The sequence below is a fragment of the Sphingobium sp. MP9-4 genome (assembly GCF_005281675.1).
GTDB lineage: Bacteria > Pseudomonadota > Alphaproteobacteria > Sphingomonadales > Sphingomonadaceae > Sphingobium > Sphingobium yanoikuyae.
In genome coordinates, this window is record NZ_LUFI01000019.1 from 1 (window position 1) to 11,857 (window position 11,857).

General features: G+C 60.2%; 15 protein-coding genes. 10 read left to right on the plus strand and 5 right to left on the minus strand.

Annotation, left to right across the window (positions count from 1 at the left end):
- Nucleotides 1-209: hypothetical protein (locus A0U87_RS26410; RefSeq protein WP_206366579.1), on the plus strand; the 209-nt coding region annotated here is incomplete at its 5' end.
- Between the two features lie 3 nt (nucleotides 210-212).
- Here A0U87_RS26410 and A0U87_RS03555 read toward each other — a convergent pair.
- From A0U87_RS03555 to bphC, 5 genes are read right to left on the minus strand one after another with little or no spacing between them, the layout of a single operon-like run.
- Nucleotides 213-806 (minus strand): 2-hydroxychromene-2-carboxylate isomerase, encoded by a 594-nt coding sequence (locus A0U87_RS03555; RefSeq protein WP_037508713.1) that lies wholly within the window; start codon nucleotides 804-806, stop codon nucleotides 213-215.
- Complete coding sequence (locus A0U87_RS03560) at nucleotides 803-2,065, minus strand: Rieske 2Fe-2S domain-containing protein (protein ID WP_052076599.1); 1,263 nt, start codon at nucleotides 2,063-2,065, stop codon at nucleotides 803-805. The genes A0U87_RS03555 and A0U87_RS03560 overlap by 4 nt, the downstream gene beginning before the upstream one ends.
- Before the next feature lie 21 nt (nucleotides 2,066-2,086).
- Nucleotides 2,087-2,575, minus strand: a complete 489-nt coding sequence (locus tag A0U87_RS03565) for an aromatic-ring-hydroxylating dioxygenase subunit beta (RefSeq protein ID WP_025548168.1) — start codon at nucleotides 2,573-2,575, stop codon at nucleotides 2,087-2,089.
- Nucleotides 2,576-2,902: a non-heme iron oxygenase ferredoxin subunit gene (locus A0U87_RS03570; RefSeq protein ID WP_025548169.1), complete on the minus strand. Its 327-nt coding sequence runs from the start codon at nucleotides 2,900-2,902 to the stop codon at nucleotides 2,576-2,578.
- 50 nt (nucleotides 2,903-2,952) lie between these two features.
- Nucleotides 2,953-3,852 carry a biphenyl-2,3-diol 1,2-dioxygenase gene (gene bphC, locus A0U87_RS03575; RefSeq protein WP_037508711.1) on the minus strand — a complete coding sequence of 300 codons (900 nt, stop codon included), beginning with the start codon at nucleotides 3,850-3,852 and terminating at the stop codon, nucleotides 2,953-2,955.
- A gap of 289 nt (nucleotides 3,853-4,141) precedes the next feature.
- Here bphC and A0U87_RS03580 point away from each other — a divergent pair, with 289 nt between their 5' ends.
- The 9 genes from A0U87_RS03580 to A0U87_RS03620 all read left to right on the plus strand — a co-directional run bounded on the left by A0U87_RS03580 (nucleotide 4,142) and on the right by A0U87_RS03620 (nucleotide 11,857).
- On the plus strand, nucleotides 4,142-5,554 hold the full coding sequence (locus A0U87_RS03580) for an SRPBCC family protein (RefSeq protein WP_137405225.1): 1,413 nt from the start codon (nucleotides 4,142-4,144) through the stop codon (nucleotides 5,552-5,554).
- Complete coding sequence (locus tag A0U87_RS03585; RefSeq protein ID WP_025548174.1) at nucleotides 5,551-6,045, plus strand: aromatic-ring-hydroxylating dioxygenase subunit beta; 495 nt, start codon at nucleotides 5,551-5,553, stop codon at nucleotides 6,043-6,045. Before A0U87_RS03580 ends, A0U87_RS03585 begins: the two co-directional genes overlap by 4 nt.
- A 43-nt stretch (nucleotides 6,046-6,088) precedes the next feature.
- Nucleotides 6,089-7,045: a 4-hydroxythreonine-4-phosphate dehydrogenase PdxA gene (locus A0U87_RS03590; protein WP_230588532.1), complete on the plus strand. Its 957-nt coding sequence runs from the start codon at nucleotides 6,089-6,091 to the stop codon at nucleotides 7,043-7,045.
- Nucleotides 7,042-8,316: a Rieske 2Fe-2S domain-containing protein gene (locus A0U87_RS03595; RefSeq protein ID WP_137405226.1), complete on the plus strand. Its 1,275-nt coding sequence runs from the start codon at nucleotides 7,042-7,044 to the stop codon at nucleotides 8,314-8,316. Before A0U87_RS03590 ends, A0U87_RS03595 begins: the two co-directional genes overlap by 4 nt.
- A complete protein-coding gene (locus A0U87_RS03600) occupies nucleotides 8,313-8,792 on the plus strand; it encodes an aromatic-ring-hydroxylating dioxygenase subunit beta (protein ID WP_037508701.1) in 480 nt (159 codons plus the stop codon). The genes A0U87_RS03595 and A0U87_RS03600 overlap by 4 nt, the downstream gene beginning before the upstream one ends.
- Before the next feature lie 48 nt (nucleotides 8,793-8,840).
- Nucleotides 8,841-9,446: a glutathione transferase GstA gene (gstA, locus tag A0U87_RS03605; RefSeq protein WP_037508698.1), complete on the plus strand. Its 606-nt coding sequence runs from the start codon at nucleotides 8,841-8,843 to the stop codon at nucleotides 9,444-9,446.
- 182 nt (nucleotides 9,447-9,628) lie between these two features.
- Nucleotides 9,629-10,480: an alpha/beta hydrolase gene (locus A0U87_RS03610; RefSeq protein WP_025548183.1), complete on the plus strand. Its 852-nt coding sequence runs from the start codon at nucleotides 9,629-9,631 to the stop codon at nucleotides 10,478-10,480.
- A 19-nt stretch (nucleotides 10,481-10,499) separates the two neighbouring features.
- Entirely contained in the window at nucleotides 10,500-11,423 is a 924-nt protein-coding gene (locus tag A0U87_RS03615; protein ID WP_037508695.1) for a catechol 2,3-dioxygenase, read from the plus strand.
- A gap of 2 nt (nucleotides 11,424-11,425) precedes the next feature.
- The gene (locus tag A0U87_RS03620; protein WP_037508687.1) at nucleotides 11,426-11,857 is read left to right on the plus strand and encodes a heme-binding protein; all 432 of its coding nucleotides are present in this window, start codon (nucleotides 11,426-11,428) and stop codon (nucleotides 11,855-11,857) included.

An 11,857-nucleotide genomic window follows, 5' to 3' on the forward strand; every position in this document is an offset into this window, starting at 1 on the left:
GATCGGTCGGCGAAACGGTGAACGATATTCCTGTGCGCATGCGCCAGACTCGCATGCGAACGCAACAAAGGGAATCCCGAACCGGACTCTTATGTCAGGCGGAAACCACTAGGAACAAGCGATTGCACAAGGACGGCAGCCGCAGTTACGAACAAGTTAATCTGAAGTTCTTTCATTCCCTCTCCCCTCGCCGCATTTTCTTATTCTAAGAATTACTTCTGTTGAGATAGATACTCCTGCAGAAAGTCGAGACGATCATTGCCCCAGAATATTTGATCGTCGACAAACATTAACGGCGCGCCGAAGACTCCCCGCTGATAGGCTAGGCTGCGAGCCTTGCGATATTCATTCTGGCCAAGTGAAGAGTCCACGAAGGCTGTCAACGCCTCTGGATCGAGTCCAGCTTCTGTTGCACAGGCGCGCAGTTCTTCGCGGTCGCTTGGGTCGATTCCCTGCCCCCAGATCAGATTGTAAGCGGCAGCGACGTATGCTTCCGCTTTGCCCTGCTCGCGCGCGTAGAGCGTGGCGCAGTTCCAGTCCTTGCAGGCAAAGCTGGCCGGAAAACGCAAGGGAGCGTCATATTTGTGGGCCCACCGGTTGAGGTCCGCCATCATCACCTTGATTTTCGGAACCACCTCGCGATTGGACGGGCCGTAGTTCCCCGCCGCAATCTTCGCCTCGGGGATATCGATCGGCCAATATTGGAGTTCGCAACCGGCCTTGCGGGCTATTTCCGGGAGCTTCAGCTGCGCGAGGTAACTGAAGGGACTGATGAAGTCGAAATAGAAGTCGATCTTGCGGCTCATCGTGCGGTCCCGAAGCCGACGAGCTTCTCGTAACTGTCCCAGAAGCCGACAATGGCGCCTTCGGTGACAAGGTGGTCGGCATCCTCGGCGCGGCCACCGCCCATCGCGATGAACGAGGTGGCCTGCTGTTCGCCGACAATGGCGTTCTGGACGATTTCCACCGCTTCGCCGTCTTCCATCGAGATCAGGCCGGCCGGACCGATCAGGTTGGTCTGCTTGCGCCGGATTGCCTGCATTTCTGCATCGTCGTCGGCGTAACCGAAGTGGGTCCAGACCAGCTCGAACGCTTCCTGTCCCTTTGGCACGATTTGCCGCACGGCGAGCGTGTTCTGAATCTGCTGGAGGACCAGGTTCGGGAAAACCGCGAGGATAACCAGGGTAATGCCGTCATCGAATTCCTGGCGGCCCTTGAGCAGCGACATGTCCTGAAGCTTGAACTCGGTATCGAAAGTCCTGGAATCGCCATAGGCCTGTTTGTCGGCGGCATCGTCGTTGCTGGCGGCGATGGAATAAAGGAGCGAATGCCGCTTCTCGCTGTCCATCAGTGACTTGCCGGTCTGGGTCGATCGGTAGAGCCCGAACGTATTGTGGAACAGGTGCAGAAGGCTGGCGTGATAGGGATCGCGGGTATTCTCGGCATAGAGCTTCCAGTTGCCGTGAACATATTGCCGCTGATCGCCCAGAACCTTGATCGGCTTGTGCATGATCCGTTTGATATGCTCGACAACCAGCGGGCCGAGGAAATCGTTCAGTGGCACCACGCTTTGAGAAAAGCTGGCGAAGACAAGCCCGCCGACGATCCCGACGCGCAACTGCTTGAGGCCATGCTGTTTCATGTCGAAATCGCCGGGCATTCCGCCCTGGCCCTTGAGACCGCGGCGGAACGGCACCCCGATCAGATTGCCGGCGAGGTCATAGGCCCATTGGTGGTAAACACATTCGAGATTGGGGCGATTGCCGCGCAGTTCGCGGCATACCAGTGCCCCGCGATGAGCGCAGCGATTGACCACGACATGAACGGCGCCATCAGCGGCCCTGGTGACGATGACCGGGGTTTCTCCGATGAAGGTTGATTTGAAATCGCCAGCCTCGGGCACTTCTGCCTCGAGCGCGACGAAGGACCAGGCCTCGCCCTGGAAGATCTTTTCCTGCTCGCGCGCGTGATACTCCGGATCGGTGAAAACCCGGTAGGGAACCCGGCGACCAGTTCCGTTTGCGGTTCTCGAGGTATTTTCGTCTGGCAGAGCTGTGTCGGTCATGATCAAAATCCTGGTCGCGAACTAAATCGGGCGAACCATCATCGTGTCGATGAGGTTGGTATCGAAAACGGCGATCTTCGAACGAAACAAGGGGCGCTCGCCCGACAAGTCGATCTCGTCTATATACTTGCCCGAATTGTAGATTGTTGTGTGTCCGTCAGTACGGGTCATAAGGACCGCATAATTGGTTTGCGTCTTTGCAAGTGCTCCCGTTGTGGAAACCATCCGGGTCGGACCGAGAATATGACGGTAGGCATGCACCGGGAAGATATTGGCTTTGCGCAGTGAAACAATGCGATCCACAAGCATTCCGCGGCTGTCGCAATAGATCGCCGCTGAATCCATGTTTCGCTCGAAGTTCTCGCGCGAGATCACGGTATAAACGCAGTCCGAAACAAAGAGTTCGGGCCACTCTTCCAAGCGATCATCGTCAATGAGTTCGGCGTAGAGCGCGTTGAGCTCGGAAGTGAGCTGCTGCAGCTCATAGCGGGAAGGGGTGTCGAGGAGCATTCAGGCGCTCTCTTTCGGTTGATCGATGCACACCCAGCCGTCTTCGATCGTGACGGGGTATGTCTTGATGGGGATCTGGCAGGGAAAGGCCTTGGCAGCTCCGGTGGCGATGTCGAACGAACCACCGTGAAACGGGCACTCGATAATTGTGCCGTCCTGGTAGCCATCGGTCAGCATGGCATTGCCATGGGTGCAAAGATTGTCGGTGACGAACACTTCGCCATCGACGTTGTAGACTGCAAGCGCAGGCATTTTTTCCTGGTAGACCGCGACCGGTTCACCGTCCTTGACGGAGGCTACTTGGCAAAGGCGCAATTTGTTCGACATGGCGTCTGGCAATTCCAATCTAGGTTATGGACCGGCGATCAAATGGATGATCAGCCGAGGGGAATATCCATTCCGTAGCCCGCGGCTTCGTTGCCGTGACCGAATATATCGCGGGTGTAGTATTCCTGCTGGCTTGGGGCCTTGCGGGCACCCCAGCCGAACTCCCACAGCCAGCCCGACGGGTTGGCGCAGTAGAAGGTCAGCGCCTGGTCGTTTGCATGCTTGCCGAGCTGGAGCGCGACGTCGATCTTGCGCGCCCGCACAATGTCGTGCGCGAGGCCGAGATCGTCGAGGTCGGTATATTCGAACATCAGGTGGTTGATGCGCTTTTCCATCGGGCCAAGCCCGAAAGCGACCGAATGCTGCCGCTCGTTGCAGTGCATGAAGTACGGCTGCGCCACCATCCCGTTGGGCAGCTGCAGGTGATACTCGACCGACCCGCGCAGCCCCAGCAGTCCGTAGAACGCCGCCGCCGCGGGAACATCGTCCTGACGCAGGATGCAATGCCCGATTCCTTCCGATCCGGTCACGAACTTTCCGTACATGGGGCGCCCAGGATGGAAAGGCTTGTGGGTGTCGACTTGCGGCCCGTAAAAAATTTCGGTGGGGTTCCCACCCGGATCAGCCAGCTTGGCAAGACCGAGCACGCGCCGCTCCCGAGCTTCGGCCTCGCTTGCCACCGTCAAGGAGATTCCGGCGGCGGTCAGCTTTGCCACCATGGCGTCGAATTCCACCGGATCGGCAACGCGCCAGCCCAGATAGGCAAGATCGTCGGAGTCGGAGGCATGCAACACGATGCGATGATGCCACTGGTCCATGCGCAGGTAGAGGCGGTCGCCTTCGCCCTCGTCGACAATCTCCATGCCGGCCACTTCGGCAGCATAACTGCGCCATGCATCGAGATTTGTTACGGTCAACCCGAGGTAACCGAGTTCCGTGACTGCTACCATTTGCCTTCTCTCCCAAGACGCGGCCCGCGTCGCGCGGGACCGTCATCACCGAATTGTGTTGTAGTCGGGCTTACCCGACCGACTCGACCTATTTAGTCGATAATTCTCCATGGTGCAATACGTTGCACCGGGAAATTTGTTGGTGTAGGAATGCGCAGCAGAACGTCAAACCAGCGATTCGCCCGTGATGGGCGGCGGCGCGGGGCAGCGTTTGGGAGCACCGCCAAGGTGCCCGGTCATCCAGCGACAGCCGACCGATCCGGCTTTCGCATCTTGGGAGTGGAGCGTTATGGAAGCCGCAGAAAAGCGCGTCGGTCGGATTGCCGATTTGCAAGCGATCAAACGGCGACTGAAGTCGTGGCTCGTGAAAGACCAGGCTAGGGGAATCTTCCAGATCGACCGCGCCGCCTTCACCGATGCCGAGCTGTTCGATATCGAGATGAAGTATATTTTCGAGCGCAACTGGATTTTTCTCGCGCATGAAAGTCAGGTCGCCAAGCCTCACGATTTCCTGACGACCAAGATCGGACGGACGCCCGTCATCATCACTCGGGACAGGACGGGCACTGTCTGCGGATTGGTCAACGCCTGCGCCCACCGCGGCGCCAAGGTCTGCCGCGAAAAGGCCGGCAACAAGAAGAATTTCATGTGCCCCTTCCACGGCTGGACCTACTCGTCTGCAGGGGACCTTCTCGACGTCACCGAAGAAGGGGCGGGGGGTTATGCGCCTGGCTTCGACCGCGCCGATTTCGGACTTCCCAGGATCGCCCGTCTGGAAATTTACCGCGGCTTCATCTTCGGCAGCCTGTCTCCCGATGTCTTGCCACTCGAGGAATATCTGGCCGGCTCGAAGGCGTTCATCGATCTGTTGGTCGACCAGTCTCAGCAAGGCGAAATGGAGGTGCTGCCGGGCGCTACGCGGTACCGCTATCGCGGCAACTGGAAGATGCAGGTGGAAAACGGTCTGGACGGGTATCACGTCGGAACGGTCCACGCCAATTACTTCATGACGGTGATGCGTCGGGTCGAGGGGGCCTCCAAGAACGACACCAAGGCGATCGACTTTTCAAATTTCAACCGGCAGGACGGCGGATCTTTTTCCTTCCATAACGGGCATTCAGTGCTCTGGGCCGACTACGCCAATTTCCGGGATCGGCCGAATTTCGAGGCCCTCGACTGGATCGAGGAAACCCATGGCGAGGAGAAGGCGCTGTGGATGAACAAACGCATCCGGAATCTTCAGCTGTTCCCCAACGTCTTCCTGATGGATCAGACCAGCACCCAGATCAGGATCATCCAGCCGATCTCCGTCGACGAGACCGAAGTCACGACCTATTGCATCGCTCCGGTGGGTGAAGGCGCCTCGGCACGGGCCCTGAGGATCCGGCAATACGAGGACTTCTTCAATGCCAGCGGCATGGCGACGCCGGACGATCTGACCGAATTCAACAACTGTCAGGCCGGGTTTGGTGCCGGCGAAGGCCGGATGAACGACATGTCGCGCGGTGCGACCCGGTGGGAGAAAGACGCCGGTCAATTCGGCGCGGGTCTCGCCGTGGATGCGGTGATGAGCAGCCCGGCGGTGGCCGACGAGGGACTTTATGTCGCAATCCACGACGAATGGATCAGCCGGATGAACACCGCAATCGACCAGGAGACTGCAGAACTTATTGCCAAGGGCGACCTGGAGTTGGCGCGATGACGGCTGCCGATACGCAATGGCTTGCCGTTCACCGTTTTCTTGGCCGCGAGGCAGTAGCGCTCGACGACAAGGACTGGGACACATGGCTGTCGCTCTATGCCGAAGACGCGGAATACTGGGCGCCGGCGTGGGATGACCGCGAGCGCCTGACCGCCGATCCGCAGCGCGAAATCTCGCTGATCTATTATCACAATCGCGGCGGCCTGGAGGATCGGGTTTTCCGCATTCGCACCGGGCGGTCCTCGGCAAGCACGCCCGGGCCGCGCACTTCGCACGTGTTCACGCTGCTATCGACGGAAGAAGGCGATGGCCTGGTGCGGGCGCGCACATCGTGGACGGTGACATCCGTGCTCGATGGGGCGGTAACCGTCTACAGCGGATCGGCCTTCTATGATCTCGAGCCTGCCGGCAGGAGTTATGTGATCAAGCGCAAGAAGACCGTGATCATCAACGACCTCGCGCAGACCATGCTCGATGTCTACAGCATCTGACCCACCCATGGCAGCAACAGCAGGGCGTCCCGTTGTCGGGACCATGATCGGCGATCCTGCGGGAATCGGACCCGAAGTGACGGTCAAGGCCCTCGCGGACGGTTCGGTACACGAGGTGTCGATTCCGGTGCTGCTTGGCTCGGCAGCGGCGGTGGAGCGTGCGCTCGACATGACCGGGGTCAAGGCCCGGGTGCGCCGGATGCGTTCGTTCGAACGGCCGAGCGACGATGTCCGGGTGATCGACGTGATCGACACCGGCGCCTTGCCGGACGGCGTTTTGCCGCTGGGCGAGGATACCGAAGTGGCCGGTCATGCCTCGGCGCAATGGCTGGACGAACTCGATGCGCTGGCCCGGGACGGGTCCTTTGCCGCGACGATCATGGGACCGATCAGCACCGGTTCGCTCAAGATGGCCGGAAAACTTGACAAGGTCATCAGTCCGACCCCTGGCGAAAGCTATCTGGTTTTGCTGACCGGACCCTTGCGGGTCGCGCATCTCACCGATCACATGTCGCTGCGCCAGGTGATCGACGTGATAACCGCCGATCTCGTGGCCAAGGCGATCGGGCAGGTCAACGATGCCATGCGGTCGTGGGGTATCGCCCGTCCGCGGATCGCCGTGGCGGGGCTCAACCCGCACGCCACGGGCGACGAAGACCGGCTTGCGATTGCTCCCGGGGTCGAGCGGGCGCGGGCAGCGGGCATTGCCGTGGAAGGCCCGATTGCGCCCGATTCGGTGTTCCGGCAGTGCATCGAGGGGCGTTACGACATGGTCCTCGCGATGTTCCACGATCAGGGGCACATTGCGGTCAAGACCTGGGGCTTTTCGGGCAACTGTGTGATCATGATGGGGCCGCCCTATCTGCACATGTCGGTTGCGCACGGCACCGCCTATGACATCGTCGGCACCGGACAGGCGGACGCGGCGATGATGCTCAGCGCGATGCGCACCTGCGGCCAGCTTGCATCGGGCCAGGGTTTTTCGGGAGACGCACAATGAATGCCATGGCACCAGTGGGGGCGCCCTCGCTCCCAACGGCGGTGGACTACAAGGTTTACCACGATACGCAGATTTTCGCCTCCGAGCAGCGCAGTGTCTTCAAGGGTCGCACCTGGTGCTACCTTGGGCTTGAGGCCGAGATTCCCAACGCCGGAGATTTTCGCGCGACCCATGTCGGTGAAACGCCGGTGGTGCTCGTGCGCGGGCAGGAAGGCAAGATCCATGCCTGGGTCAACCGGTGCGCGCACAAGGGCGCAACGGTGTGTCGCTCGCTGCGCGGCAACCAGGCCGACGGCGCGTTTGTCTGCGTCTACCATCAATGGGCCTACGATTCGGAAGGCACACTGGTTGGCGTGCCGTTCCGGCGCGGCCTCAAGGGAGTAGGGGGGTACGACAAGGATTTCGATCCAGCCAATCACTCGCTCGAAAAGCTCCGGGTGGAGAGTTACAAAGGCATGGTGTTCGGCACCTTTTCAGCCGAGATCGAGCCGCTTGAAGATTTTCTCGGCCCGGTGATGCGCAAGTACATCGACCGCGTTTTTCACCGCCCGATCAGGGTGCTCGGTTATTCCCGGCAATATATGGCGGGCAACTGGAAGCTCTACTCCGAAAACAGCCGTGACAGCTACCACGGCGCCTTGCTCCACCTGTTCTATCCGACCTTCGGCATTTACCGGCAAAGCCAGGACAGCGCCGGAGAATTGGCCGAGCAGGGTTTTCACAACGTCTTTACCGTCTCCAAGCCCAAGGGCGACATCGATTACGGCTCGTTCGGCGATGAAGCCAATCGCGAAATGCAAGGCGCTGCCAAATTGCAGGACGAAAGCCTGTTGCAGTTCCGGCCCGAGATCGAGGACGATGTCGGCTTGCACATCCAGTCGCTGTTTCCGTCGGTCGTGCTGCAGCAGATCCAGAACACCCTGGCGACACGCCAGATCGTGACTCACGGCGTCGACAAGACCGAATTGGTCTGGACCTATTTCGGCTATGCCGACGACGATGAGGAAACCACGCGTCACCGCCTGCGCAACCTGAACCTCGTCGGTCCTTCCGGACTGATTTCGATGGAGGACGGTGAAGCGGTCGAGCTTTGCCAGCAGGGCACGGTCGGGGCCAAAGGCAAGCACAGTTTCATCGAAATGGGGGGCGACGACGTGCGCGGCTATTACGCGCCGATGGGCATGGACGAAAACGCAGTGCGCGGATTCTGGAAAGGCTATCTGAACCTGATGGGCGATGCACTTGCCGTCAGTGCGGAGGCATCGGCATGAGCATGGTCGATCCTGTTTTGCAAGGCCTCGTGGATTCCCTGAACGCCGCTTACGGACTGTGTCTGGATGACGGCCGGCTTGAGGAGTGGCCCGAGTTCTTCGTGGACGATTGTCTCTATCAGGTGATCGCCCGCGAAAATGTCGATAACGGGCTGCCGGCCGCGGTGATGTATTGCGACAGCAAGGGCATGCTGGTCGATCGGGTGGTAGCGCTGCGCCGAGCCAACGTCTTTCCGGAGCATTTCAGCCGTCACCTGATTTCGCGAGCGGTCTTGACCGGGATCGACGGGGATACCGTGTCGGCCGAAGCAAGTTATGCCTTGCTGCAGACGCGCAACGACGGTGAGACTCGCATCTACAACGCCGGGAAATATGCCGACCGCCTGCTAATCAATGACGGCGTAGCCAAGCTGGTGAGCCGAATGTGCGTCTATGACACACACAGGATCGCGACGCTGCTGGCGACCCCAATCTGACGGCCGACCATCGTCTGGCGTCGAAAAGAAATCTAGAGGAGAAATACCATGAAACTGTTCATCAGCCCCGGCGCATGTTCCCTCGCCCCGCACATTGCCCTGCGCGAAACCGGAGCCGATTTCGAAGCCGTCAAGGTCGATCTGGCCCTGCGCAAGACCGAGGCGGGCGAGGATTTCCTCACCGTCAATCCGTCCGGCAAGGTCCCGGCCCTCACCCTGGACAGCGGCGAGACCCTGACCGAGAACCCCGCCATCCTGCTGTACATTGCCGACCAGAACCCCGCGTCTGGCCTGGCGCCGGCCGAAGGCAGCCTCGATCGTTACCGACTGCTGAGCCGTCTCAGCTTCCTCGGTTCCGAATTCCACAAGGCATTCGTTCCGCTGTTCGCCCCCGGCACTTCCGACGAAGCGAAGGCGGCGGCCGCGGAATCGGTCAAGAACCACCTCGCCGCGCTCGACAAGGAATTGGCCGGGCGGGACCACTATGCCGGCAATGCTTTCAGTGTTGCCGACATCTATCTGTTCGTGATGCTGGGTTGGCCAGCCTATGTCGGTATCGACATGGCCGCCTACCCCTCGCTCGGCGCCTATGCCGGCAAGATCGCGCAGCGTGCCGCCGTGGGTGCCGCGCTCAAGGCCGAAGGCTTGGCGTGAGCCGGACAGTCCGACTTCCGGCATTATGCGATGGAGCTGAATCATTCTCCATTTGCAAATGCGTTCTATTTAGTGCAATAGTAACGAGAAATTGGATGGACGCGAAAGCTGTGTGCATGACCTGGCGCGAACACAGGCAATGCTAGCGTCAAAAAAACAGTTGAAAATCGATTGGGAGAGCCATGACTGCCGTAGCCAACGACATCGCACGCCCGGAGATTGGCAAGTCCATCACGGTTGATGGCAGCGTCACGAACTACCACGATGTGGGCGATGGCGCACCGGTCCTGCTGATTCACGGATCGGGACCCGGGGTGACTGCATGGGCCAATTGGCGGCTCAACATGCCCGAGCTAGCGAAGCGCTTCCGCGTCATCGCGCCCGACATGTTCGGGTTTGGCTATTCGGATTCGAAGGGGCGGATCGAAGATAAGCGGGTGTGGGTCGATCAGGTCGCATCCCTGCTGGATGGCCTCGGGATCGACAAGGTCTCGATGGTCGGCAATTCCTTCGGCGGCGGCATAACCCTGGCGTTCATGATCGCGCATCCCGATCGAGTCGAAAGGGCGGTGCTGATGGGTCCGGCCGGGCTCGATTTCCCGATCACGCCTGCGCTCGACCTGGTCTGGGGCTATCAGCCTTCGCTAGAGGAAATGCGCACCTCGCTCAAGTACCTCGCCTGGGATCACAGCCGGCTGACCGAAGACCTGGTCCAGTCGCGCTATGAAGCGAGTGCGCGTCCCGAAGCGCATGAGCCGTATCACGCGACGTTCGGCGGGGCTGACCGGCAGCGCAACATCGCGATGCTGGCAAGCCGCGAGGAAGACGTGGCGGCGCTAAAGCACGAAACGCTCATCCTGCATGGCCTGTTCGACCAGGTGATTCCGCTGGAATCGACCGTTCGCCTGGCCAGCCTGTTGCCGCGCGCCGACCTGCACGTGTTCGCGGAATGCGGCCACTGGGTTCAGATCGAACGGATGACGAGCTTCAACCGCATGGTGGCCGAATTTTTCGAGAACGGCCTCAAGGCCTGAAGGGACAAGGAGAACTGAAATGGCACTGACCGGTGTACTTCGCCCTGGCTATGTCCAGTTGCGCGTCCTCGATCTGGATGAAGCGATCCAGCACTATCGTGACCGTATCGGCCTCAACCTGGTGAGCGTCGAGGGAGGCAGGGCTTTCTTCCAGGCCTTCGACGAGTTCGATCGCCACAGCATCATTTTGCGCGAAGCCGATTCTGCCGGGCTCGACCGGATGGCCTTCAAGGTCGCCAGGGATGCCGATCTCGACCACTTTGCCGAACGGCTGCTCGACATCGGGGTTCATGTCGACGTGATTGCGGCCGGAGAGGATCCTGGTGTTGGCCGCAAGATCCGCTTCAATACGCCAACCTCCCACGTGTTCGATCTCTATGCCGAGATGGAGCTGTCCGAGAGCGGTCCGGCCGTGCGCAATCCGGACGTCTGGATCGCCGAACCGCGCGGTATGCGCGCGACCAGGTTCGATCACTGCGCCCTCAATGGTGTCGATATTTCGGCGAGCGCAAAGATTTTTGTCGAGGCTCTCGATTTTTCGGTGGCCGAGGAATTGGTGGACGAGACTTCGGGTGTACGCATGGGCATTTTCCTGTCATGCAGCAACAAGGCCCATGACGTGGCGTTCCTCGGCTATCCAGAGGACGGTCGGATTCACCACACCTCGTTTTTTCTCGATTCCTGGCACGATGTTGGCCATGCAGCGGATATCATCAGCCGCTACGACATTTCGCTGGATATCGGCCCGACCCGCCATGGGATCACACGCGGGCAGACGATCTACTTCTTCGACCCCTCGGGCAACCGGAACGAGACGTTCAGCGGCGGCTACACCTACTATCCCGACAATCCGCGCCGGATGTGGCAGGCCGAGAATGCCGGCAAGGCGATCTTCTATTACGAGAAGGCGCTCAACGACCGCTTCATGACGGTGAACACCTGAGCATGAACGGAGTGGCGACAATCCGGTCGGTGGGACACGATCTTGCCGCCAAGGCGGTGCAGGTCGCGGTGGCGAAAGGCGGCGAGGCGGGCTGTCCCCTCGTCGCCGCAGTGGTTGGCGCCACCGGGGAACTGGTCGCCCTGTTGCGCGCCACCGGGGCCCCGTTTCCCTCCTCTCAGATCGCGCAGGACAAGGCCTATACCGCTGCCAGCTTCAAGGTTCCGTCGCCGGACGTCTACAAGATGGTCGCAGGCAATCCCGCGCTAAGCGGAGGTATCGCCGCGAAGCCCGGAATCGCTATGTTCGGCGGCGGACTGCCGATCGCGATCGCCGGCGAAATCGTCGGCGCGATCGGAGTGTCGGGCGGAACCGAAGAACAGGATACGCAGTGCGCAAACGCAGCCCTCATCTCGATCGGGGCGACGCAATATTGA